This is a genomic window from Gottfriedia sp. NPDC056225 (genome assembly GCF_042267765.1).
Classification (GTDB): Bacteria; Bacillota; Bacilli; order Bacillales; family Bacillaceae_G; genus Gottfriedia.
On record NZ_JBHJTJ010000005.1, the window covers coordinates 95,841 to 119,509 of the forward strand.

A 23,669-nucleotide genomic window follows, 5' to 3' on the forward strand; every position below is an offset into this window, starting at 1 on the left:
GCCCTTCCCGATTAGTCCTGTCTTTCTAGTCTTGAAGCATAAGGGTAGAGTGGATCTAATAATTGGAATTCATATGTAATTCCATCAACCTTTCCTACTACCTTTTCACTGTCATACAGGTCCAACATGAAACCAGCCATTTCTTTGGCAGTATGATATTTTGGTAGAACTCCCTCAAATTTGATATTTTCTTCTAAATCATATGATACTTTCGCAAATTCCGTTTCAGTGGCTGCAGGTGCTAAAACTTTTGCTTTCATTTTTGCACCTTGCTCTTTTAATTCATGGGCAAGTCCTTCTGTAAAAGCACTAACATAAAATTTAGTTGCGCAATATGTGATGGCATTTCCAATAATCGTGTATCCACCACCTGATGAAATATTAATTACTTGTGTGCCTTCTACTGTTGAATAATCACGTACATATAGTGAAGTTAAAATCGTTAAAGATTCAATATTCAAATTAAGCATGTTCTCAATCTTTGATAAATTTTGTTCTCCAACTGAAGCAAAATTCCCAAAGCCTGCGTTATTAATCCAAGTTTCAATTTGATATTCTTTAAGCCCTGCATATAACTCATACGCGTTTTTAACAACAGACAAATCAGCGGTTTTAATGACAACATCGAGATCAGCATTTAATTTTACGATTTCAGATTTTAACTTTTCAAGCTCTTCCGTTCTACGTGCAACAACGATTAAATTTTTACCACGAGCAGCGAATGCAAGTGCCGATTCATATCCAATTCCTGAACTCGCTCCTGTAATAACAGTATATTTTTTCATTTTAATTCCTCCTCATAAACTTGTTTATACTAAAATTAAATTAGTTGTGTAACATTTACAGATTCATTATACTGGTTAGAGTAAACTCTAAGTCAAACTGTTTTTTACTTAAATATTATTGCTATAAATGGAGGTCACTATGTACTCAATTGGAGAAGTTGCTAAGGCGTTAGGAATAAGCACTCATACATTACGATATTATGAAAAAGAAAATATCATACTTCCAGATCGAACTACTAATGGTGAACGATTATATTCTGAATCACATATTAAGTGGTTAAGATTTGTCCTAAAGTTAAAAGAAACACAAATGCCCATTAATAAAATTAAAGAATATGCACATTTATATACAGAAGGTGATCACACCTCGCTAGCTAGATTAGAATTATTAGTGGAGCATAAACAGTCAATCGAAAATCAGTTAAAAACGTTAAATGAAACGAACCAAATGCTAGAGCAAAAAATCTATTCATATAAAGAATTAATTCAAAAGAATAGCAGCAAAAAAATAAAACCTTATTGATCGGTATCAATAAGGTTTTATTTTTATTACGCATTTTCTCGTTTTCTTAAGCCAAGAAGTCCAAACCATCCATAATTTGAATAAGTCAGTAGTTGTCGTGTTTAAGTTATTAGCAACAGGTGTAGGAGTATGGTTTCAATAATAATTACCATCATTTTAGGTATTAGTTACTCCATTATTGTTGGTATTTAACATGTCATTTGTTGTATTTTTGATATTATTTTTCGCTTTATAATAATCTTCTTTTACTGTATTTTTTGTATTATGCATAACGTGGTTCGGATCTTTAAAATTATTTTTAAAATCACGTTTTATATGTTTATTATTATGTTCGTAGCTTGGTTCTAGCTCCGTAGAGTCAGATGCTGCGTTAGCATTTGCAGTAATTAAAAATGATACTCCTTTTTAATGCACTATTATTTTGTGCAATTATTTTAAACGTATGGGTGGTAATCAAGTCCATTTAGTTAACGCATTTGTTTAGTAAAAGCAGTTGCTTTATACCAATTAAAACAAAGTACAATGATTATTAACAAGTCGATAAAGTCCCCTCCATAGTACATTAACACTGCTCCAGATTGAACATCATTAAAAGAATGATCTAGCCCGTTCGAAAAAAGTAATTTCGATAAAATATCATGACCAGCTAGTGCAATGACCATAATAAATGAACGAAAAATAAAACTGTATTTATGGGAGGTTGGTTCGATTGAAATAATTGAAGTTGTAAACAAATATCCCGCTAAAAACAAATGAATATGTAAAAGTATTAACAGAGTTAGATTGTTATGAAATAAATAAAAAGCTTGAGAAGTGTAAAGAACCCAGAGTCCTCCAATGTTTAAAATCAAAGTACTAACAGGATTAGTTAATAGTTGGACTGGGGTACTTCTCAAAACTCGCGATAAACGTCTAGCATGTTTAATTTGTAGTGATATCAGTAATAAAGTGATTGGTCGAGATAAAGCTATAAAAAAAGGTGCCAACATTCCTAGCAATAAGTGCATAATCATATGGAAAACAAACAGATGATGACTTAAGTCTGCAATTGGCCCAGTAACAGAAACTAATATACAAAGCATTCCTGTTACCCATAATATTGAACGAGTTTTTGGCCATTCATTTTTTTTATTATTCGTTGCAGCCAATAAATAACTAAAAATTAAAAGTGTTATTAGCAAGGTAATAAGGAATTCAAATGAATTCAAATGAAAGTAATGAAAAAATTTATTATTCAATTTGACCACTTCTGTTTCGCGTTTTAAATAGTAGAATGATACCGATCAAAGTCATAACAGTGGCAGTAATATTCCAAGTTAAATCGTAAGGAAGAGGATCAACATTATACCTGATTTGATGAAGTTTAAACCATTTATGCTGAACGGTTCCATCATAAAGCTGGAAAATTCCTGCTCCAAGTAACAAACCTCCAAACCATCTTTTAAGATAGAGCGCTTTTTTTCTTCTTAAATTTGCAAACAAAAATAAAGATGCAATTGTTGCAAACCAACTAAAAGCATGAAATAGCCCATCTGAAACTAGCCCTACACTAGTAGTTGACTTATCGTAAAAGTGGTGCCAGTGAAGAAGTTGATGAAAAACCACCTCATCAAAAAATGCCACCAACCCAAGTCCGAATAAAACGCCTGAATATAGATTTAGATGTAAATAATGATTTGAGGTATTAGTTTGAATTGTCATAAATAATTGCTCACTTTCTAAAATGGTATTTTTTACATTTTACCCTTTCATTTACTTATCAAATCGTAATTAGTAAAAATTACAATCGAACGAAATACAATACTTGGGGAAAATGAAGATTGTGATTGTTTTTAGTTTCTTTAATGCGGAGGTTGTATGAATAAAACACAGAAAGTGAGTTTATGGGCTCTATCTACAGTACCTCTAGTAATGACTTTAGGTAATTCAATGTTGATTCCCGTACTACCAAAATTAGAACAACAATTAAATATATCAGGATTCAAAGTATCGATGATTATTACTGTTTATTCAGTCTTCGCGATTATTCTTATTCCTATAGCAGGTTATTTATCAGATCTTTTTGGACGGAAAAAAGTTATTATTCCAAGTTTAATAATTGCTGGAATTGGTGGAACTATTGCCGGATGGGTATGTTGGAAATTAGAAAATCCATATATGTGGTTGATTGTTGGTAGAATTGTTCAAGGAATCGGCTCAGCAGGGGCAATGCCAGTAGTTATTCCATGTGTAGGGGATATGTTTAAAGATGAAAAAGAAGTTAGTAAAGGACTAGGTTTAGTTGAGACATCCAATACTTTTGGGAAAGTACTAAGTCCAATACTTGGGTCAGTATTAGCAGCAGTCATTTGGTTTTTGCCATTTTTAACAATTCCGTTGCTATGCCTTATTTCAATTATTTTAATTTTATTATTTGTAAAACCTCCAAAACAACAACCAAAAGGAAAGAAAGATAAGAAAAAATTAAAATTATTTATAAGATCAATCCGGAGAATATTTCGTAATAATGGTAAATGGCTTTATACAACATTTATTTTAGGTGCCATCATAATGTTCGTTTTATTTGGAATGCTTTTTTATCTATCTTCAATTTTAGAGAAGCGTTATCAAATTATTGGTATTTTAAAAGGCTGCGTATTGGCAATTCCTTTGGCAGCATTATCATACACATCATATAAGACAGGTAAAAAAATTGGAAACCAAAAAGAGGCAATGAAAAAGTGTATCGTCATTGGCTTCATTCTTATTAGCCTTTCTTTTGTAATTCCTATTTTCATGAAAAGTATTTATATGATTATTACGAGCTTATTAATAAGTGGAGTGGGAATTGGATTGTCACTACCAAGCTTAGATGCATTAATAACAGAGGGAATTGAAAAAGAAGAAAGAGGAACGATTACATCTTTATATAGTTCTTTACGATTCGTAGGTGTAGCTGCAGGACCGCCAACCTTTGCATTTTTAATGAAAAAGCCAGACAACTATATGTTATTTTTATCAATTATTTTAGCTGTAATTGGCGTTATTTTAGCGATAAAATTTATTAAACCAAAACAAGAACAAGAACAAGAACCAGCGACACAAGGTAACAAGTAGAGTTCACTAATTTATAGTGAACTTTTTCTTTTGTATTGAGATAAAATTCAATATTGAAAATTGAAGTTACTCATAGAGGTTTCATAAGTAAGTTCACTAATTTATAGTGATATTTTTAATTCTACTTTTATCGAGTTTAAAAAAATTGCTAAATAGAGCTAATTGAATTAAACCTTTTCTTTTAACAAAAGCTATTCTTAAAAATGATAAAGGTAGTGAACGTATGCATACAGTTTGGAAGGGTACGATCAGTATGGGTTTAGTAACGATTCCTGTTAAATTATTTTCTGCTGTTGAGGATAAGGATATTAAGTTTCGCCAATACCATAAGGATTGTAAAACACCGATTTCATATAAAAAAGTGGCTAGTTGTGATGAAGAGGTAACTCAAGAAGAAATTATTAAAGTTTTTGAAACACCGAATGGTCGGGTAGTAGAAATAACTGAAGAGGAAATTAATAAGTTAAAGGAAGAATTTGAGCTGAAAACTGTATCAATAATTGATTTTGTTAAGCTTGTAGAAATCGATCCTGTGTATTTCGATAAAACATATTATATTGGTCCAGATGCTGGGGGAACAAAGGCATATGCGTTGCTTTCAGAAATATTGAAGAAAAGTAAAAAAATCGGCCTTGCTAAAATAACAATTCGAAGCAAACAGCATTTAGCTGCTATTAGACCTTATAAAAACGCAATTATACTTGAAACTTTACATTTTCCAGATGAGATTAGAGCAATTGAAAGCCTTCCAGGCGGTGTTCCTGAAAAAGCCGGATTGGCAGAGCGCGAGTTACAGGCAGGAATGATGCTAGTTGAACAATTAACGACGACTTTTAGCCCTGAAAACTATACTGATACTTATCGTACGGCGTTGGAGCAATTAATCTCTGAAAAAGTAAATAAAAATGATTATATAGCAACAGGCCAGGAGCAACCAGCTGAACAAAAAAATGTTGTTGATTTAATGTCGGCATTACAAGCTAGTATTGATCGAACAAAGGGTCAAGCAACCCTTGAGAAAAAGCCTAAGACAAGAGCTCCAAAAAAGGCAACGAGTTAAATAGGAGGCAGTAATGGAGCTAAATCCAATTTTTCCTTTTGAACCAATTGCCACTAATTCAGTTCCTATTGGTCCCGAATGGATCTCACAAATAAAATGGGATGGAGTAAGGATCCTAACATATTTTGATGGGACGGAAGTTAAATTATTTAATCGCAAATTAAATGATCGTACAAACATATTTCCAGAACTAACGAATCTAAAATCTTATACTGCTGCTCAGTCAATCATTTTAGATGGAGAAGTCATTGCTTTAGATCAAAACGGCAATCCATCTTTTCATGAGGTTATGCGTAGAGATGGAATTCGACGTCTGGACCGAATCGATTCAGCTATTGAAGCCGTACCAATTTTCTATATGATATTTGATATTCTTTTTTACAATGGTGAATGGGTAACTGATTTGCCATTACAAGAAAGACAGGGACTATTATCAGATGTAATTAAGCCAAACAAGCACATACAAGTAGTTCCAAGCAATACAGATGGAGTTGCATTATTTGATGTCGCGAAACAACATGGTTTAGAAGGAATTGTATGTAAAAAACTCACTAGCAAATATTTAATTAACGGCAAGAACGATGCTTGGCAAAAAGTAAAAAATTATAAGGATATTATAGCTGTAATTGGCGGGGTAACATATCGGTCAGGTGTTGTTAACTCAGTTTTAGTTGGGCTTTATAATGAGAAAAATGAATTCGTCTATATTGGACATGTTGGAACAGGAAAATTAACGAATTCAGACTGGAAAGATCTTACGACGGTAATTGAATCATTCAAAATTGAAAAAAATTCGTTTAGTAATCAGCCAAAAAGAATAAAAGAAATTCAATGGATCCAGCCATTGTTAACGGTTAAAGTTCAATTTATTGAATGGACTGAAGGACATTCATTAAGACAACCAAGTATTCAAGCGTTTGTTGATAAAGATCCTAAAGATTGTACTTTTTCAGATTAGAGGGCAAGGAATGAATAAATCCGTATTTAGTAAACGAGATCGAAATTATATAGGTCTTTTCTTTATTTTAGGATTTGATTTAAAGCTAGAGAAATTCTTAGTTGGGGTCATAAAAGGAAATGATATTGTACAAATTGGCTCTTTCTACAAAGGAATTAGTGAAGATGAAAAGCGCATTTTGATTCAAGCTATAGAAGCTAATAAAAAGGGGACCGATAATAATTTAATTAATGTGGATCCTGGGATTTGTATTGAATTGGAGTTTCAAAGCATTGTAAATGAAAAATTAAAAAATGCAAAATTTTTATCATTTCAGTTACAGCAAGCATGGAAAGAATGTACTTGGGATGGCCTGCTGTTAACTAATCTAATTGTAGAGCAAGAACTAACACTCACAAGTCCGGAAAAGGTAATTTGGAAAAGTCCTTATATAAATAAGGAGAGTTTTTTATCCTATTTAGCACAAATAGCTATTTACATGCTTCCATTTCTGAAAAATCGGTTATTAACAACGATTCGTTTCCCTGATGGAATAGAAGGTGAATCTTTTTTTCAAAAAAATTGTCCAGATTATGCCCCAAGTTTTATTAAAACGGAAGAACAAGAAGGAAACAATTTTATTATTTGTAATGATGTATCAACCTTACTCTGGTTAGGGAATCAATTGGCAATTGAGTACCATATCCCTTTTCAAACATATGAAGCGGACAATCCAATTGAAATCGTATTTGATTTGGATCCACCGAGTACAGATGCTTTTTCATTAGCAATAAAAGCCGCATTAGAAATGAAATTAATCTTTGATTCGTTTCAAATAAAAAGCTATCCTAAAGTGTCAGGAAGTAAGGGGATTCAAGTTCATATTCCGATTAAAGAAAATTCACTAACCTATGATGATACAAGAGTATTTACTTCTTTTATTGCACATTATTTAATTGAGAAATTTCCAGATGATTTTACAATAGAAAGATTAAAGAAAAATCGAAACAACCGTCTTTATATTGATTATGTACAGCATGCAAAAGGAAAAACAATTATTTGCCCATATTCAACGAGGGGGAAGGAGAAACCGACAGTTGCAACTCCTCTTTTTTGGGATGAGGTAAATGATGAATTAAAAATTGAAACTTTTACAATTCCTTTTGTCTTAAATCGCTTAGAAAATAGTCCTTGCCCAATGGAAGACTATTTTGAGCAAGAAAATATTTCATTAGTGAATTTAATTTCTAAAATTAAAGAAAGCCAATTAAAGTAAAAACTCCCTAAATAAAATGCGAAGGGAGTTTTTTTGATTTTATATTTCAATAATAATCGGCAAAATCATTGGTTTTCTCTTTGTTTTAGTAAATAAAAATTGCCCAAGGGATTTTTTAATATTTTGCTTCATAACGCCCCATTGGAGTTTGTTTTCATCAAGTAATTCTTTTACAGAAGATATGGCGATTTTATTTACTTCCTTTAGTAAGCTTTCAGAATCACGAGCATAAACAAATCCTCTTGAAATTGTATCAGGGCCAGAGATTATTTTTCGTTCAGCCTTATTAATCGTAATGACGATTACAAGCATGCCATCTTCAGCAAGTTGTTTTCGATCTCTTAATACGATGTTACCAACATCACCAATTCCCATTCCGTCTACGTAAATATTTCCTGCTGGTATTCTTCGACTTTGAATTGCCTCTGATTGTAAAATATCGACAACATCGCCGTTTTTAATGATAAAGATATTTTTGCGTTCTACTCCAACAGATTCGGCAAGTGCACGATGATGATGAAGCATTCTATATTCGCCATGAATTGGAATAAAGTATTTTGGTTTCATTAATGTTAACATGAGTTTAAGCTCTTCTTGGTATGCATGTCCGGATACATGCATACCTGTTGAACTTCCTGAGCCATATATAACATTTGCTCCGAGATTGTAAAAATTATCGATAATTCGCGAAACGCTTCGCTCATTACCTGGTATTGGAGAAGCAGCTAAAATCACAGTATCACCAGGATAAACATCAACACCTCTAAAGCTAGAGCTAGCTAATCGAGCAAGAGCGGCAAGAGGTTCTCCTTGGCTACCTGTACATAAAATTGTAATGGCTTCAGGTGCAAAATTATTAATTTCATCAGTATCAATCAAAAGACCCTCTGGAACGGTTAAGTAGCCTTGCTCCATAGCAACTTGAACTACGTTAATCATACTTCTTCCGAGTAAAGCTAACTTTCGATTTGTGATAACCGATGCATCAACAATTTGCTGAACTCTATGTACATTCGAAGCGAATGTTGAAATAATCACACGCTGTTTTGCTTTCATAAAAGCATCAATTATATGTTCACCAACAATCCGTTCAGATGGTGTTGAGCCTGGCCTTTCAGCGTTTGTGCTCTCTGATAATAGTAATAAAACACCTTTACTACCGATTTCAGCCATTTTATGAATATCTGGATATTGATTATTTACAGGAGTTAAATCAAACTTAAAATCCCCGGTGTGTACAACTGTACCTTCAGGCGTTTCAAATACAATCCCTAAGCAATCGGGTATACTATGATTCGTTTTAAAAAATGAAGTTGAAAAGTGTTCAAATTTAATAATTGAATCAGAATCTATTAAAATTAGTTCTGTTTCACCAAGGAGTCCATGTTCCTTCAATTTTAGTTCGATTAATCCTAGTGTTAATCTAGAAGCATAAACTGGAATATTTAGTTGCTTTAAAAGGTATGGGATTCCTCCGATATGATCCTCGTGACCGTGCGTAACAAATAAGCCTTTAATTTTCTCTTGGTTTTCTTTTAGGTAAGTTATATCTGGAATGATCAAGTCAACACCCAATAAACTCTCGTCCGGAAATTTCGAACCACAGTCTATTAGAATGATTTCTTTTAAATATTGAATGGCATACATATTCTTTCCAATTTCATTGATACCGCCCAGGGCAAAGACTGATAGCATACTTTTTGTTGGACTCAAAATCTTATTCCTCCTAGTACTTTGAGAAGTAGAAACATTTTCCCTCTAGAAATTGCCATATTTTTCTTAGTATGTACGGAAGAGTTAAAATCATTCAAGCGATGGTATGTGCAAAAAAAAATGAGTCGTTTCAAACCGACTCACTTTTCGAATTACTCTTCAAAATAATTTTTAAATGGTTTTTTAGGTGTATGCGTTTCGTTTCGATAATAAGGATTATCTTCAGTAGAATCTTTTGGATCCAAATTCGTTTTTATGACTAATGTCGGTCCAGTTGTACCATGCTCAGCAATAATTCGATCATTTAATTCGTCGAAATCGGGAAGTTTTTTATTCCCTGGTTGTATTGGTTCGGACATTTTTAAACACCTCCTCACAATAGGATGGTTTCTTCATTAGAAATTATGTATTTAGTATTTTAATCAATAGACTTAATTAAATTGCATAAGTCGTGTACTAGCCTGAGCCACGGTACATACTGATAAATACTAATAGAAAAAGTTCAACTTGAAAGGTGGAAGATGAATGACAGTAATAGAGAAATTAGCAAGTGCTTTAGACCGTAGAGACGAAGAGCCAAACATCGAGTTAGCAACGCAAGTTGTGGAGCATAATGATAAAGAGGCAGTAAAAGAGTTGATTGAACACCTTTTTAATAAAAATAAAAACATCCAAAATGATTGTATAAAAGTTTTATATGAAATCGGTGATCGTAAACCTTCTTTATTAAGTGATTATACAAATGAATTGTTTTCACTATTAAATAGTAAAAACAATAGACTTCAATGGGGAACAATGACCGCTATAAATAGTATTACAAATGATGTCCCTGATATAATATTTTCTCATATCGAACAAATCATTCAAGCGGGTGACAAAGGTTCAGTCATTACGAAGGATCAAGTTGTAAATATCCTTATTAAACTATGTTCTTTTAAGGCGTATGAAGAAGTGGCCTTTAAGCTACTGATTGAACAATTAGTTAAAAGTCCAATTAATCAGCTACCGATGTATGCTGAGAAATCTATGTCTATTATTTATGAAGAAAATAAAAATTTATTTATTGAAACAATAACTTCTAGACTAGGTGATATTGAAAAAGAGTCTAAAAGAAAACGAGTTGAAAAGGTTATTAAAAAGCTTGGCTGAACTTGTTAAATGAAACGAACAAAATGTGTACTTTGTTGATAAAGTGGTGAACTTTATTGATAAAGTACTTATTTTTGTTGATATAACAGAAACTTTGTTCATAAATTGCCTGTTTTCGTTGATAAACTGAGAATAGTAATGTGAAAGCAACATTGTAAGATGATACAAAAGGCTAGGGGGGATTAAATCAACTAGGTAATTAGAATTGTGCATTAGAAAAAAATGCATTTTTTGACAAAAAATGATAGTTTCATACTTATTCATTCTGTTTTCTTATCCTTTTTTGTTGAAAATATTCGAATTATAAAAAAATTTGTATTTGATAAAATTTGTAAAACCTAAAATCCTGTCAAATCTCAATATAATAAAAACTATCAAGAGAGAGAGAGGAAGATGGGGGAAAATGAAAAAGAGAATCAAAAAAAATGTTACGACCCTAGCGGTAACAACAGGGCTTGTAGCAAGCGTATTTAATCCAATTTCTATTCATCACAGTGTTCATGCACAATCAACGTCAAAAGTTGAACAAGTTTTATCAGCTCTTACACCAGCTCAACGTGAGGCTATTAAGCAATTAAAAATCAGTGATAAAGAAGGGCTTCAAGTTTCTCCTGATTTGGACTTAACAAGTGAAAAGTCAACTTCTGTAATTGTTGAATTTAAAGACAAGCCAGCAAATACAGCAGTCATGGTTGCACAAGCGGATGGAACAACTCTTTCAGAAGCAGATGCACAAGATAAAGTAGACGCTTCACATGACACATTCCAACAAGATTTAAAAACGATTTTTAGTAAAGAGTTAAAAGAAAAGAAGAATCCTTATAAAATTAAACGTTCTTATAAAAAAGCATTTAACGGAGTTGCAATGACACTCCCTGCAAATAAAGTAAAATCATTACTTAAATCTAGTTCAGTACAAGCAGTATGGAGTGATTTACAAGTTAAGCTAGATGATCCAACTACTAAAGAACTTAGCACTACTGAACAACAATCTTCAACTCATACGATGGTAACATTCCCTGGTATTGAAAAGCTTCATGAAGAAGGCTATACAGGAAAAGGAGTAAAAGTTGGTGTTATTGATACGGGCATCGACTATAATCATCCAGATTTAAAAGATGCTTATAAAGGCGGATATGATTTCGTAGATAATGACAACGATCCGATGGAAACAACATATGCGGATTGGCAGAAATCGGGACAACCGGAAACAAATGGTGGAGCATATTATACAGAGCATGGAACGCATGTAGCTGGAACTATTGCAGGACAAGGTAAAAACAATGCAGACTTTGCAGTAAAAGGCGTAGCACCAGACGCTGATCTTTATGCTTATCGAGTTCTTGGCCCCTATGGATCTGGTCAAACATCAGCAATTTTAGCCGGAGTTGACAGAGCAGTTTCAGACGGAATGGACATCATTAGTATGTCACTTGGAGCAGACTATAATGATCCACTATATCCTACGGCAATTGCGGTAAATAATGCCGTACTTTCAGGAGTTACAGCTGTTGTTGCAGCAGGGAATGCAGGAAATAAAATGTATACATTAGGTTCTCCAGGAAATTCACCTTTGGCAATCACAGTTGGAGCAAGTGATACTGCTAATACGATTCCAAATTATTCAGCAACAGCGAAATCTTCAACTGGTGATTTACCAGCTGACTTGAAATTTGCTGCTCAAGGACTTACTGATAATGTAGCGGAATTTCAAGGGAAAACGTATAAAATGGTAAATATAGGACAAGGGCAAGAAACTTCTTACTTTAAAAGAGATTCAGATGGAAACTATACAATACCAATCGATGTAACTGGAAAAATTGTTATTGCTCAACGTGGTAGTTTAGGTATTGAAGAAATTGTTAAACGAGCTAAATCACATGGAGCAAAGGCTGTTGTTTTAGTGAATGCATCTGGAGATACATTATCAGATGTATACTTAGGTAATGTATATGGATATATTCCAACATTTTTAATAAACAGCGCGCAAGGTACTAATATTCAAATTAAAATACCTTTAACTGAAGCGGCGAAAGGAAATACAGTCGACTTTACATTTGGTAACATGAGCCAAACAGTTACACAAGGTAATAAATTAGCGGACTTTAGTTCTCGTGGTCCATCTCGTGTGTTATATGATATTAAACCAGAAGTAACAGCACCAGGTGTAGCTGTATTCTCAACTGTACCTTCTTATATGCATAAGGATGACAATGGAAATCCATTAACTGATTATCAATATGCGTATGAACGCTTATCTGGTACATCGATGGCTACACCGAATGTCTCAGGAGTAGCAGCATTATTAAAACAAGCTCATCCAGATATGACGCCTGCAGATATTAAGGCGACACTAATGAATACTGCAGATCCATTAAATGATAAATATAGTGTCTATGAAGTGGGTGCAGGTTTAGTTGATCCTTACAAAGCTGTTCATGCTGGGACTGAAATTCAAGTGAAAGACAAAACAAAAACACTAAACAGTAATGCTAATGATTCAGGCACGATTACTCTTGCAAGTAAAGGAATCAAAACAATTAAAAACATTACTGGAGCTTTAAGCTTTGGCGAACAAGCTGCTAATGGTAAGGCTATTACAGATCAACGTTCAATGACTATATTTAATAAAAGCTCTGAAGATAAAACATATGATGTAAAAGTTCAGTTCCAAACATTGGATGCACGCTTTACAAATGACTCTAGAGCGGACCAAGATGCTGCTGCTAATGGCGTTACATTAGATGTGAAATCGTCTATAAAAGTGAAACGATACAGCAGTGCGAATATGGATGCGACAATCAACGTTCCTAAAAGTGCTAAACTTGGTACTTATGAAGGGTATGTAGTGTACACAAATCAAAAGAATCCTGATGAAACGTATAAAGTACCGTTTGCTATTCATACAGTTGATGAAGGATTTGATTATGTAAAAGGAGATCCAGCTGCATTCACTGTACCTTATGAAGCGGGTAGTAATGCAACAAGGTGGTCAATTGGCGTGGACTTCAAGCTGAAATCTCACATGCGTAATTTTGATTTCTTCCTTGTTGATCCAAAAACAAACGAAGAAATTGGTTATCTTGGCTCAGCTGATGGAATGGCTGCAGATGAGGGTATTCAATATTATTTCCGAGGTGTATTGAACGGTGGACAATATTACCCGTTAACAGGAAACCCGGATAGCCCAGTTGCATTTGATTATAAGGAAATTGACCCAGGATTATGGAAAATACGAATGGTTGGTACAAATGATAATGGTGCAACCTTCTCTAGTGACGCTCCTGTTTATTATGGAGAGAAAGAACCAAAGGTTACAATGAATTATGGAGCAGGTCAAATCGTTGAAACTGCTAATGCAACTGACAAAACAGTTACAGTAACAGGTAATGCGTTTGATAAAAACATAGCTGAAATGCAAGCAGCAGGTATTGATGCTTCACAAGGCGAAAATAAAATGTATTATTACAACCCAAATAATTCGAATGAAATTAATATTCCTGTAGATGGAAATGGAAACTTTAATTCAGAAATACCATTGTCAACAGCAGGGCCAGTCTCATTGCCAATTACACAATATGATTTCTACGACAGAGATAAATCAACTGTTGAAAATTATGGAAGTACTAGAGATGTTTACTTTGTAAAAAAAGGAACTGCCTATACTTCAGCAATTGCAGATAAACAAAGAGTTAACATGGGAGATACAACAACAGTAACATTCTCATCGAAAAATGTTACAACAAAGGTGAAAAAAGCTGAATACTCTTTCCTATATCCAAATAAGTTCCTAGATGTAGTGAGTGTTAAGCCACATGGAACATATAAAGGAAATTTAGATGTTACTTCTACAACTACACCTTTTAACGCTAGTTACACTAAAATGACGATTACAGCAACAGCACTTGGTGACCTTGCGACTACAGGAATTACTGGAGATACTTCTTTAGTTGACTTGACGTTTAAAACAAAAGATATATACTACAAGGGTCCAATGACATTTGATGATCCAACTGGTACATCTAGATTCTTTAACGCAGTTTATACGAATGTAGATGATAGTAAGGTAACGACGCAAGGAATTCAACCTTATTTCTATATTACTCCTACTTATTCTCTTATGAGGGGTGAGGTTCAAGCAGAAGGATTGGCAACAGGAATTGACAGTGCAGGGAATATTAATATGAAAAATCTTGACTATAATAAAGCTGGTTCAAAAATTAGTGTGAAAGATTCCGATGGTAAAGAATACGGAGTAGCTGATCCGTTAGGATATAGCGCAACAGCTCCAGCAGGTTTTACATCTAGATTACCTATTACAGATAAAACATTTACATTATCAATCGATGTACCGGGACATTTCACATTCAAGAAGGACTTTACAGTTGGTTTGAAAGAAGACGGTAAAGTGACAGCTGGATCTAAACCAGTTGAATATAGCTATATCCCTGGTGGAGATGTGAATAAGGATAACGTAATTGACATTAAAGATGCTATATATATTCAAACATATTGGGGTACAAATAAACGTGATGCAGATATCAACTATGATGGTGTAGTTGATGAGAAGGATATGCAGTATGTAATTAATAACTATTTAATGCAAAACCCATTTGTTGACAATTCGCCTAAGGCAGTTAAGAAAACCAAAGGTGAAACGATAGATGATGTTTTAACAGATCTTGGTTTAGAGTAATAGAATAATAGTATTGTTTAATCGGTGACGATCAATGATCGTTACCGATTTTTTTCTTTAAATATTAACGAACGAGATTCTCTTTGTTTTTTTAAAAATTATGTAACACTTGTATTTCTTAAACACGTTATAAAGAGATTGCTAGTTTTAAAAAGGGAATAGCGGATACGATAAACTAACTCTTATAAGAGTGATTAAAACAATACTATTAAATATATAACTCGTATATTTTTTAGTAAATTAGTTTAATTAGGAATATTCAGATTAATTAATATATATAGTTATCAGACAAAAAAAGACAATTTTCAGGTAGGGATTAGTCAACTAAGTACATTGTTTTAATGGATTTTGTTGGGAAATGATGAAAAAACATTGTTTAGTAGTTTCATGTTTGGGGGAAACTGGGAAAAGATTAATTATTTTTATATGAATCTAAATTAATTTTAAGGAATTTTTAACCAAATATAGCGTAATCATTCAACATATGGAATAAGCAAGTTTACATAAAAATATTGCCATCTAAAAAGCGTTATTAGTAGAAATCTAGATTATATAAATAAGCACATAAATTGGCTTTAACTCATAATACTACTTATAAAAGTTTCTTTTAGCAGGTTGGTGGTTAAAATGGGAGGCGAATCAAAAGCAATAGTGGGATCAGTGATTGTATCGATTGGAACAATTACAGCTGCAATTGGTTCTACGCCGTCCAAATATTTAAAAAGTAGTGTACGAGATGACTTAACTTTAATCGGAAATGTTTTGCAGGCTACCGGTAATGGTATTGATGCTGAAGCGGATGGGACAATACTTAGAGCAGTTGGAAAAGAGATCACAGCAAGTGGGAATGTTACTGTTTTTGCAGGCGTTATTTTTGATATTCGAAAAGAAGCATCTTATAAATTATTCATTGCAGGTAATTTGTTACAGGCTTTAGGGTTAGGTGTTAATGTTGGGGAAGCGGTTGAACTCGCTCCATTTCCAGGACAGTCAGAAAACATTGTAGGAGGCTTGACACAAATCATAGGAAATACAATGCAAGCAATAGGATGGTCAGAAGCATTAGATAGTATTAAAAAGAATGAAAATAAGCAAAAAAAGTTCGGTTACTTTTATGATGACCAACTTGAAAGCAGCAATGATCAATCTGAATTATTGGTTGCAACGGGTAGTTGGATCCAAGCGGTTGGTTCTGTAATTTCAGTGATTGGAGCAATAAAAGAAGAATCTGCGACTTATTAAGCTGAAAGTAAGCAGAACTTTCACTTTAATTTATCGAGGGCGGTCGTCTTTTATCAAGTTCAACTAATTCCTGCATGAAATTATAGTCAAAAGCGGAGATAAATGGCTCACGCTTTTTTTTGCGTTATTAAAACTGATCTTAATTGTGTTAAAATGCTTTAAAGTAAAAAATAAAGATAAATATAGAAGAGTTTTGTTTACTATTACATAAATTAAATAAAAAAACTTTTTGACCCCGTATCTTTTTAAACTTCTATTACGTTTATAAGGTAGAGAGTGTTATTAAAGGAGTGAACACAAATGACTAGTAAGCTTAGACTGCACAGTATAGAACAAGAAAATCAGGAACAGAGGTCAGATGAATTTTATTGGAAGGAGTATTATCCGAAGTTACAACGCTATTGTCATTTTCTATCCCAAAATGAATGGGATGGCGACGATCTTGCTCAGGAAGCCTTTTTTAAGGCAGTAAAATACTATAGTAATGAAAAATGGAGCTCTGCTTTATTAAGTAAAATAGCTTACAACCTTTGGATTGATACTTTACGAAAAAGAAAAGAAGAAACAGTTTGTCCCGATATAGACCTTTTCCAGATTACAGTTAATCATTCAGTTGATCATAAAATCAACAGTGTAGAGCTCTTACTAAAGCATTTTACTCCAAAACAAGCGGTTATCTTTTTTCTAAAAGAAGCATTTCAATACAAATTTAAAGAAATTGCCGAAATGATTGGATCAACTGAAATAGCGATAAAATCTAGCCACCACCGGGCAAAAAAGCGCCTAGATAATAAAAACATAGAGGAAGAATCTAATTCAGTTGAACATTATTGGAATGAAGAGGAGAGGAAAGAACTTGAGGAACTATTTAATATAGCTTTAGAAGTTCAGGACCCTTCTATCCTTATTCACGCTATTCCTTCTATAGATAGTATTGCTGACAGTCCTAAAATGGTGTTCTGTAATTTCCAATCAATTCTAAAACAATCTCCTTCAAGCACTCTCTGCATGGCGGCATAGCCAATTAACGCTTTTAAGGAGGATTTTTAAATGACGACAATTCCATATGTAATAGAACAATCTAATCGTGGTGAACGTTCATATGATATATACTCTCGTTTGTTAAAGGATCGAATTATTATTATTGGTGATGAGATTAATGATCAAGTAGCAAACAGTGTAGTTGCACAATTATTATTTTTGGCAGCGGATGCGCCCGATAAAGAAATTTCACTTTATATAAATAGTCCAGGTGGGTCGACTTCAGCTGGCTTTGCTATATATGATACAATGCAATATATTAAACCCGATATTAGAACAATTTGTACAGGAATGGCAGCGTCCTTTGGCGCAATGCTTTTGCTAGCAGGAACTAAAGGTAAGCGTTTGGCACTTCCAAACAGCGAAATCATGATTCACCAACCGTTAGGAGGGGCAAAAGGTCAAGCAACAGAAATTGAAATATCTGCTCGCAGAATTTTAAAACTACGTGAACATATTAATCATATAATTGCCGACCGAACAGGGCAATCTGTTGAAAAAGTTTCAAAAGATACAGATCGAGACTATTTCATGAGTGCGGAAGAAGCGAAAGAATATGGAATCATTGATGAAATTCTCTACCCGACTAATTGACTTAATAAAATTTTACTAAAGAGAAAGGTTAGCAAGCAGTGCTAGCCTTTTTTTATTGGTCAATTCAAATAGGTTAAGCTTTAAATTAAATTAAAACGAATAAATTAGGATACTTATGGAATATATGTTTAACTGTGATTTACTTATAGACTTTTAAACTATTCAAAAGGAGATTGAAAAAATGACTTTTGAACAAAAAGGTATTGCAGGTTTCATGCATCGTAAAATTACAGAAGAAAATACCTACTTCTTTTTAAATGATTTTACTTCCATATTAGTAAATGGAGAGGATACAAACGGGGCTTTTTGTGTTTTACATTGTAATGGAAAAAAAGATGGCGGACCACCACTTCATATTCATGAATTAGAAGATGAAACGTTTTATGTATTAGAAGGAGAGATTGCTTTTTTCATAGGTGATCAAAAAATTTCTGCAAAAGCTGGAGACTATGTATTTGCCCCACGAAGTATTCCTCATACATTTAAGGTGCTCTCAGAAGAAACTAAGTTCATTGTAACTGCATATCCATCCGGTTTTGATGAATTTGTAAAAGAATTATCTATACCGTTTCAAAAAGCATTTATTAAGCCTGAAAATCCACCATCAACTGAAAAAATTCAAAAGTTGATCGAGGTGTCAAAAAAGTATAAAATTTCTTATCCGAGTTTATAAATTTAATAATATGTTGGTAGGTAAAGAAGTAAAGAAAGGAACTGAGGATGGAATATTTAAATAAACTAAATCCAATTGAAGCAGCACATCTTTTTATTAATAAACATTTTCCAAACTGTCAAGGTGCGTTATTAGCTGGGAGTGTAGTCAGAGGGGAGGCAACGGAAACATCAGATCTTGATATTGTGATTTTCGATCGAAATCTCTTGTCATCATATAGAGAGTCATTAATTAAATTTGGATGGGATATTGAAGTTTTTGTGCATAATTTAACATCTTATAAAGACTTTTTTGAAAGTGACAATGAAAGAGCTAGGCCTTCATTGCCAAGAATGGTGTCTGAGGGAATTGTTTTAAAAGACGAAGATATAATGAATGATATTAAGAAAGAAGCAAATGATCTCTTAAATAATGGACCAGCAAAATGGTCAGAAGAAACAATAAAACTAAAGCGGTATTTTATTACAGATGCATTAAATGATTTTGTTGGCTCATCTATTAGAGGAGAAGAATTATTTATTGCAAATACACTAGCTGAATTAGTAAGTGAATTCGTTTTAAGAACACACTGTAAATGGATTGGCTCTTCAAAGTGGATTGTACGCGCATTAAAGCATTATGACGAAGATTTTGCGAATAGTTTTATAGAAGCTTTTGATCTATTTTACACGACTGGGAACAAAAATCGTATTATTGAATTAGTTAATGACATATTGCGTCCTTTTGGTGGGCAGTTATTTGAAGGTTTTTCATTAGGAAAATTGTAAAAAACAAATTGATATTTAAGGTAAGTATGATTAAGACGTATGAACTGAGTTAGATCAGTTCACACGTCTTTTTTATTTAAAACTTTTTATAAATTTATAAAAATATGTACAGATTTTCGTATGTGCATTTGATCGATTGAATCGCTTTTTCGAGATTTTTTTTAGTTTTTCATAGGTGTTTTGTCCTGTTTTTTCGTCAAACTCGGATAAAATTAGATTGATTTATCATTAGTTTTATTAGATTTTTCCCAATTTTCAGTTTTATATTGTTAGCTAAAAATAAATTATTCGCCAAAATTCTTAACATTCTTCCAAGAAAAACAGATTTATCAAGTTTATTTGACAAATTTAAGTACTAATTGACGAAAAATATTGTAGATGAATTAATTAGAATTCCCCCAATATACGTTCAATTATTTGGGATGTAAAATTTAACTGTATTTATTAATGGCCACGAAAAAGGTGAATAGTAAATCTTTAGTTTGTCATTTTATTTAACTATTAATCTCTTTGGAAGCAAAGTGGATTTATATAAATACTAGAATAAATTTAGGAGAGTTGTTAATGAAAAATGAAAAAATGAAAGCGTTTAAAGTTTTGTCAACTGCGGCATTAACATCATTACTTTTCACATCTTTTACAGCTTATGCTGAAAAAAATAATATTACATTTTCTTCTGCGGACGAACAAGTTCAACCAATGTTAGTTAAGAGAGCTGAACCAGCTCAAAAAGACTCGATTTATGATGCTGCTAAAAAGAATGAAGAATTAGGCAACCATAAACCAGATGATCTTGTTCATTTAATTGTAGAAGTTGATCAACCAAATAATGACGAAGTAACAAAACAAAATAAAAGAACTTTATTTAAAGAAAAACAAGACAAAGTAATCGAAAAAATTTCAAAATTAAAAACTACTAAATCTAATGAAACGTTTAAGCTAAAACACCGTTATTTTGAAGGATTTAACGGATTCAGTGTCGAGACAAAATTTAAGAACTTGAAGGATGTTGAGTCACTACAAGGAGTTACACATATAGAAGTAGCTAGAACATTCCACGAAACGATGGCAGCAAGTAAAGAATTAGTACAAGCTCAAAAGGTTTGGGAGCAATATGGTTATAAAGGGGAAGGTCTATTAGTAGGTGTTGTAGATTCCGGTATTGATTGGACTCATAAAGATATGACACTGCCAGATGAAGCTAAAGCGAAAGAAAAATGGACAAAGGATAAATTTCAAAGGTTTGCTGAGACGACAGCTGTAAATGAAACTTGGTATTCAGATAAAGTACCATCTGGTTACGACTGGGCAGACAACGATACAAATGTTATACCTGGTGCAAAAGGTAGTCCTCACGGTACACACGTTTCTGGAACAATTGGAGCAAATGGTGATGATTCAAGCGGTGGAGTTGAAGGAATTGCACCTGGAGTACAGCTTTTAGCAGAAAAAGTATTTTCTGATAATGGCGGCGGGGCTATGGAAGACGATATTATCGCAGGGATTGAGCACGCTGTTACTATGGGCGCAGACGTTATTAATATGAGTTTAGGCTCTGACGCAGGTTATGTAGACGAAAATTATGATCCAATTCAAAAGGCGATTCGTATGGCGACAGAGCAGGGTACTTTAGTAGTTGTAGCAGCTGGAAATTCTGCGTATAGTTCAGAGGCTTTACTAGTTCCTTCAACAGTACGACCATATGCGGAAGATCCAGATATTGGAACAGTAGGTTCACCAGGGGTAAGTCCATACGCAATATCTGTAGCTTCCTATGAAAATACTAAAATTCATATGAATGCAATTTCTGATGGTAGTCTAACTGTACCATTCAAAGATCATTCTCAATTTGGGCCAACATATAATTTTGAAGTATCTAAAAACTTATTACCAAATACTAACTATGATTTAGTATTTGTTGGTGAAGGAAAAATAGCTGCTAATTATCCAAAGGGTAAAACGAACTATATTGCAGTTGTTAAACTTTTAAATTCATATAGTACTGTTTCATCTATTCAGTTTGCTGCAAAGGCAGCAGGAGCGAAAGCAATTATTATGATTCCTCCAGCAAATATGCCAGATTATGCATCTCAACCAGTAACACCAACTGCAGCACCAACTGCAGAAACTAGTAAAGTAATTGGTGATGCATTACTAGATAAAATGAGCAAGATGCCGAGTGGCCAATATTTAAGTATGAAAAATGTAGGCGATTATTGGGTAGATAACCCTGATAAAGGAACGATGTCTTATTTTTCATCAATGGGTACAACACCAACATTAGATTTTAAACCTGAAATTTCGGCACCTGGTGGAAATATTTATTCAACTATACCTGGTAATGGCTATGAAGTGATGAGCGGTACATCGATGGCTACACCTCACGTTGCTGGTGGCTCGGCTTTAGTATTACAGTCACTTTATGAAAAAGGATTACAGCATTCAGAAGATACAGTATTAAAAGCTAAAGTTGCATTAATGAATACATCTAAAGTCATTATGGATCCAAGAACAAATAGTGAAGTTCCTTATTCACCACGTGTTCAAGGTTCTGGTTTAATGCAAATTCAAAATGCGATTAATACGCCTGTTATCGTAACAAGAAAAGATACTCCACTTGAGCAAGCTGGAGCAGTTGCATTAAAAGAAATTAAAAATGACCGAGCTATTTTTAATTTAAATGTACAGTCTCTTGAAGCAAAGAAAGGAAAAGAAGAATACGAATATAATGTTAATGTTGACTTATTAACAGATGGAACACAAACGAAGCAGTTTGACTTAGATGGTGATGGAACGCTAGATTCGAAAGATTATTTAACATTAAGCAGTAAACAAATTGAAGATGCTTCAATTTATGTTAACGGGGAAAAGGTTTCTAGTACAGATGGTACTTCATTTAAAATTAAACCAGGTCAGGAGAAAAATCTAAATGTAGAAATTCGCCTGCCTAGAAATTTAAGAGATAATGCGTTCGTTGAAGGATTTGTTCGACTTGTTCCAAAGGATCCAACGAAAGCGGTACCTTTATCAATTCCTTATATGGGCTTTAATGGGAAATGGGATGCACCAAGAAATATTGATGCTCCTGCATGGGAAAAAGATGCGTTTGCAGGATACACTGCTCTTTGGAATGATAGTACAGAAGGAGGGGCACCATTAGGATACAATGGAGTAAATTTTGATTTAAACCATATTGCTTTCTCTCCAAATTATATTGATAAGGGAATTGTAGGTGGAATGGCTGTTTTACGTAATTTAGATAAAGCTGAGATATCTATTGAAAATTCAAAAGGCAAACAACTTAGATACTTAGGTAACTTTAGTGAATATACAGGAACCGGAGAGCCTTGGAAATTTAATAAAAACATGATGTTTAATCAAGATTACGGATATAACTTATATCAATGGGATATGAAAGACACATCAGGAAATTTCGTTCCAGATGGTACTTACTACTATGTAATTAAAACAACATTGGCGTATCCAAACGCTAAACCACAAACAGTTAAAATGCCAATGATTGTCGATTCAGTTGAACCAAAAATTTCTAATATTAAGGTAACTCCAAAAGATGGGAAATATGTCATTACATTTGATGCGGCAGATAATGCAACTGACTTTAACTATGCTGATATTTATGTAAATGGAACATTTTATGAACTAAATCCAGGGGTAACGACTCTAACGGTTAATACAGAGCCAAAAGGTATGGTATTCAGATATATTGATTATGCAGGAAATATGGCTTGGACAACATGGGGAGACCAAAGTTATAACAAACAAAGTATGGCGATGGTAACTTGGGGAATCTCTCCATCTACTGGTGTAAGCGCATCTAAACCTGCGAGAATTTCTCTATATGGCTATAACAGAGTAAACTGGACGATTAATATTAAAGATGCTAAAGGAAACCTTGTAGATTCATCAACATTCGAAAATGAGCATACGTTTAGTACACAATGGGCTCCAGAAAAAAATCTACCAAATGGCACATATTATGTTACAGTAGATGTTGTTACGAAAGATGGTTTTAAAGTTACAACAACACCTAAAACTATAACAGTTACACAATAATATCAAATTTGCAAAGTATAAAATAAAACAAAAAGGCTCTGGT

18 protein-coding genes are annotated in these 23,669 nt (G+C 33.3%); 13 read left to right on the forward strand and 5 right to left on the reverse strand.

Translation table 11 applies throughout. The features are described 5' to 3' along the window. Positions 1–11: 11 nt before the first annotated feature. Complete coding sequence (locus tag ACFCYN_RS05895) at positions 12–785, reverse strand: SDR family NAD(P)-dependent oxidoreductase (RefSeq protein WP_375948118.1); 774 nt, start codon at positions 783–785, stop codon at positions 12–14. Positions 786–924: 139 nt separating this feature from the next. Here ACFCYN_RS05895 and ACFCYN_RS05900 point away from each other — a divergent pair, with 139 nt between their 5' ends. Then, the gene (locus tag ACFCYN_RS05900) at positions 925–1,308 is read left to right on the forward strand and encodes a MerR family transcriptional regulator (protein ID WP_375948120.1); all 384 of its coding nucleotides are present in this window, start codon (positions 925–927) and stop codon (positions 1,306–1,308) included. Between the two features lie 467 nt (positions 1,309–1,775). On the opposite strand, the gene ACFCYN_RS05905 is transcribed toward ACFCYN_RS05900, so the two are convergent. Both ACFCYN_RS05905 and ACFCYN_RS05910 read right to left on the reverse strand, forming a co-directional pair. Continuing rightward, positions 1,776–2,546, reverse strand: coding sequence for a cytochrome c oxidase assembly protein (locus ACFCYN_RS05905; protein ID WP_375948122.1), 771 nt, complete (start codon positions 2,544–2,546; stop codon positions 1,776–1,778). Then, positions 2,539–3,009, reverse strand: a complete 471-nt coding sequence (locus ACFCYN_RS05910) for a DUF2243 domain-containing protein (protein ID WP_375948124.1) — start codon at positions 3,007–3,009, stop codon at positions 2,539–2,541. Before ACFCYN_RS05910 ends, ACFCYN_RS05905 begins: the two co-directional genes overlap by 8 nt. Positions 3,010–3,165: 156 nt before the next feature. Between ACFCYN_RS05910 and ACFCYN_RS05915 the strand changes: the two genes are divergently transcribed. The 4 genes from ACFCYN_RS05915 to ligD (ACFCYN_RS05930) all read left to right on the forward strand — a co-directional run bounded on the left by ACFCYN_RS05915 (position 3,166) and on the right by ligD (ACFCYN_RS05930) (position 7,677). Continuing rightward, positions 3,166–4,404, forward strand: coding sequence for an MFS transporter (locus tag ACFCYN_RS05915; RefSeq protein ID WP_375948126.1), 1,239 nt, complete (start codon positions 3,166–3,168; stop codon positions 4,402–4,404). A gap of 223 nt (positions 4,405–4,627) precedes the next feature. Beyond that, entirely contained in the window at positions 4,628–5,464 is an 837-nt protein-coding gene (gene ku / locus ACFCYN_RS05920) for a non-homologous end joining protein Ku (protein ID WP_172447169.1), read from the forward strand. Between the two features lie 13 nt (positions 5,465–5,477). Beyond that, positions 5,478–6,422 carry a non-homologous end-joining DNA ligase gene (ligD, locus tag ACFCYN_RS05925; protein ID WP_375948129.1) on the forward strand — a complete coding sequence of 315 codons (945 nt, stop codon included), beginning with the start codon at positions 5,478–5,480 and terminating at the stop codon, positions 6,420–6,422. A gap of 10 nt (positions 6,423–6,432) precedes the next feature. Beyond that, positions 6,433–7,677, forward strand: a complete 1,245-nt coding sequence (gene ligD, locus ACFCYN_RS05930) for a DNA ligase D (RefSeq protein WP_375948131.1) — start codon at positions 6,433–6,435, stop codon at positions 7,675–7,677. 39 nt (positions 7,678–7,716) lie between these two features. Here the strand turns inward: ligD (ACFCYN_RS05930) and ACFCYN_RS05935 are convergent, their stop codons facing one another. Both ACFCYN_RS05935 and ACFCYN_RS05940 read right to left on the reverse strand, forming a co-directional pair. Beyond that, the gene (locus ACFCYN_RS05935; protein WP_216854288.1) at positions 7,717–9,372 is read right to left on the reverse strand and encodes a ribonuclease J; all 1,656 of its coding nucleotides are present in this window, start codon (positions 9,370–9,372) and stop codon (positions 7,717–7,719) included. 170 nt (positions 9,373–9,542) lie between these two features. Beyond that, the gene (locus ACFCYN_RS05940) at positions 9,543–9,749 is read right to left on the reverse strand and encodes a hypothetical protein (protein ID WP_172447173.1); all 207 of its coding nucleotides are present in this window, start codon (positions 9,747–9,749) and stop codon (positions 9,543–9,545) included. 166 nt (positions 9,750–9,915) lie between these two features. On the opposite strand from ACFCYN_RS05940, the gene ACFCYN_RS05945 reads away from it, so the two are divergent. The 8 genes from ACFCYN_RS05945 to ACFCYN_RS05980 all read left to right on the forward strand — a co-directional run bounded on the left by ACFCYN_RS05945 (position 9,916) and on the right by ACFCYN_RS05980 (position 23,626). Beyond that, on the forward strand, positions 9,916–10,539 hold the full coding sequence (locus tag ACFCYN_RS05945) for a HEAT repeat domain-containing protein (protein WP_375948133.1): 624 nt from the start codon (positions 9,916–9,918) through the stop codon (positions 10,537–10,539). 403 nt (positions 10,540–10,942) lie between these two features. Further along, the gene (locus ACFCYN_RS05950) at positions 10,943–15,235 is read left to right on the forward strand and encodes a S8 family serine peptidase (protein WP_375948135.1); all 4,293 of its coding nucleotides are present in this window, start codon (positions 10,943–10,945) and stop codon (positions 15,233–15,235) included. Between the two features lie 627 nt (positions 15,236–15,862). Further along, positions 15,863–16,477 carry a DUF6944 family repetitive protein gene (locus ACFCYN_RS05955; RefSeq protein WP_375948137.1) on the forward strand — a complete coding sequence of 205 codons (615 nt, stop codon included), beginning with the start codon at positions 15,863–15,865 and terminating at the stop codon, positions 16,475–16,477. A 300-nt stretch (positions 16,478–16,777) separates the two neighbouring features. Beyond that, on the forward strand, positions 16,778–17,497 hold the full coding sequence (locus ACFCYN_RS05960; protein WP_375948139.1) for a sigma-70 family RNA polymerase sigma factor: 720 nt from the start codon (positions 16,778–16,780) through the stop codon (positions 17,495–17,497). Positions 17,498–17,527: 30 nt separating this feature from the next. After that, on the forward strand, positions 17,528–18,112 hold the full coding sequence (gene clpP / locus ACFCYN_RS05965) for an ATP-dependent Clp endopeptidase proteolytic subunit ClpP (protein ID WP_172447178.1): 585 nt from the start codon (positions 17,528–17,530) through the stop codon (positions 18,110–18,112). Positions 18,113–18,293: 181 nt separating this feature from the next. Continuing rightward, complete coding sequence (locus ACFCYN_RS05970; protein ID WP_375948141.1) at positions 18,294–18,785, forward strand: quercetin 2,3-dioxygenase; 492 nt, start codon at positions 18,294–18,296, stop codon at positions 18,783–18,785. 47 nt (positions 18,786–18,832) lie between these two features. Further along, positions 18,833–19,552: a nucleotidyltransferase domain-containing protein gene (locus tag ACFCYN_RS05975; RefSeq protein WP_375948143.1), complete on the forward strand. Its 720-nt coding sequence runs from the start codon at positions 18,833–18,835 to the stop codon at positions 19,550–19,552. 564 nt (positions 19,553–20,116) lie between these two features. Beyond that, positions 20,117–23,626 carry a S8 family serine peptidase gene (locus ACFCYN_RS05980; RefSeq protein ID WP_375948145.1) on the forward strand — a complete coding sequence of 1,170 codons (3,510 nt, stop codon included), beginning with the start codon at positions 20,117–20,119 and terminating at the stop codon, positions 23,624–23,626. The last annotated feature ends 43 nt before the right edge of the window (positions 23,627–23,669 follow it).

Bases quoted from the DNA above. Each gene is read 5' to 3' on its own strand.
- ACFCYN_RS05895 (WP_375948118.1), bottom strand. From the start codon at position 785: ATGAAAAAATATACTGTTATTACAGGAGCGAGTTCAGGAATTGGATAT.
- ACFCYN_RS05900 (WP_375948120.1), top strand. From the start codon at position 925: ATGTACTCAATTGGAGAAGTTGCTAAGGCGTTAGGAATAAGCACTCAT.
- ACFCYN_RS05910 (WP_375948124.1), bottom strand. From the start codon at position 3,009: ATGACAATTCAAACTAATACCTCAAATCATTATTTACATCTAAATCTA.
- ACFCYN_RS05915 (WP_375948126.1), top strand. From the start codon at position 3,166: ATGAATAAAACACAGAAAGTGAGTTTATGGGCTCTATCTACAGTACCT.
- ku (WP_172447169.1), top strand. From the start codon at position 4,628: ATGCATACAGTTTGGAAGGGTACGATCAGTATGGGTTTAGTAACGATT.
- ligD (WP_375948129.1), top strand. From the start codon at position 5,478: ATGGAGCTAAATCCAATTTTTCCTTTTGAACCAATTGCCACTAATTCA.
- ligD (WP_375948131.1), top strand. From the start codon at position 6,433: ATGAATAAATCCGTATTTAGTAAACGAGATCGAAATTATATAGGTCTT.
- ACFCYN_RS05935 (WP_216854288.1), bottom strand. From the start codon at position 9,372: ATGCTATCAGTCTTTGCCCTGGGCGGTATCAATGAAATTGGAAAGAAT.
- ACFCYN_RS05940 (WP_172447173.1), bottom strand. From the start codon at position 9,749: ATGTCCGAACCAATACAACCAGGGAATAAAAAACTTCCCGATTTCGAC.
- ACFCYN_RS05945 (WP_375948133.1), top strand. From the start codon at position 9,916: ATGACAGTAATAGAGAAATTAGCAAGTGCTTTAGACCGTAGAGACGAA.
- ACFCYN_RS05950 (WP_375948135.1), top strand. From the start codon at position 10,943: ATGAAAAAGAGAATCAAAAAAAATGTTACGACCCTAGCGGTAACAACA.
- ACFCYN_RS05955 (WP_375948137.1), top strand. From the start codon at position 15,863: ATGGGAGGCGAATCAAAAGCAATAGTGGGATCAGTGATTGTATCGATT.
- ACFCYN_RS05960 (WP_375948139.1), top strand. From the start codon at position 16,778: ATGACTAGTAAGCTTAGACTGCACAGTATAGAACAAGAAAATCAGGAA.
- clpP (WP_172447178.1), top strand. From the start codon at position 17,528: ATGACGACAATTCCATATGTAATAGAACAATCTAATCGTGGTGAACGT.
- ACFCYN_RS05970 (WP_375948141.1), top strand. From the start codon at position 18,294: ATGACTTTTGAACAAAAAGGTATTGCAGGTTTCATGCATCGTAAAATT.
- ACFCYN_RS05975 (WP_375948143.1), top strand. From the start codon at position 18,833: ATGGAATATTTAAATAAACTAAATCCAATTGAAGCAGCACATCTTTTT.
- ACFCYN_RS05980 (WP_375948145.1), top strand. From the start codon at position 20,117: ATGAAAAATGAAAAAATGAAAGCGTTTAAAGTTTTGTCAACTGCGGCA.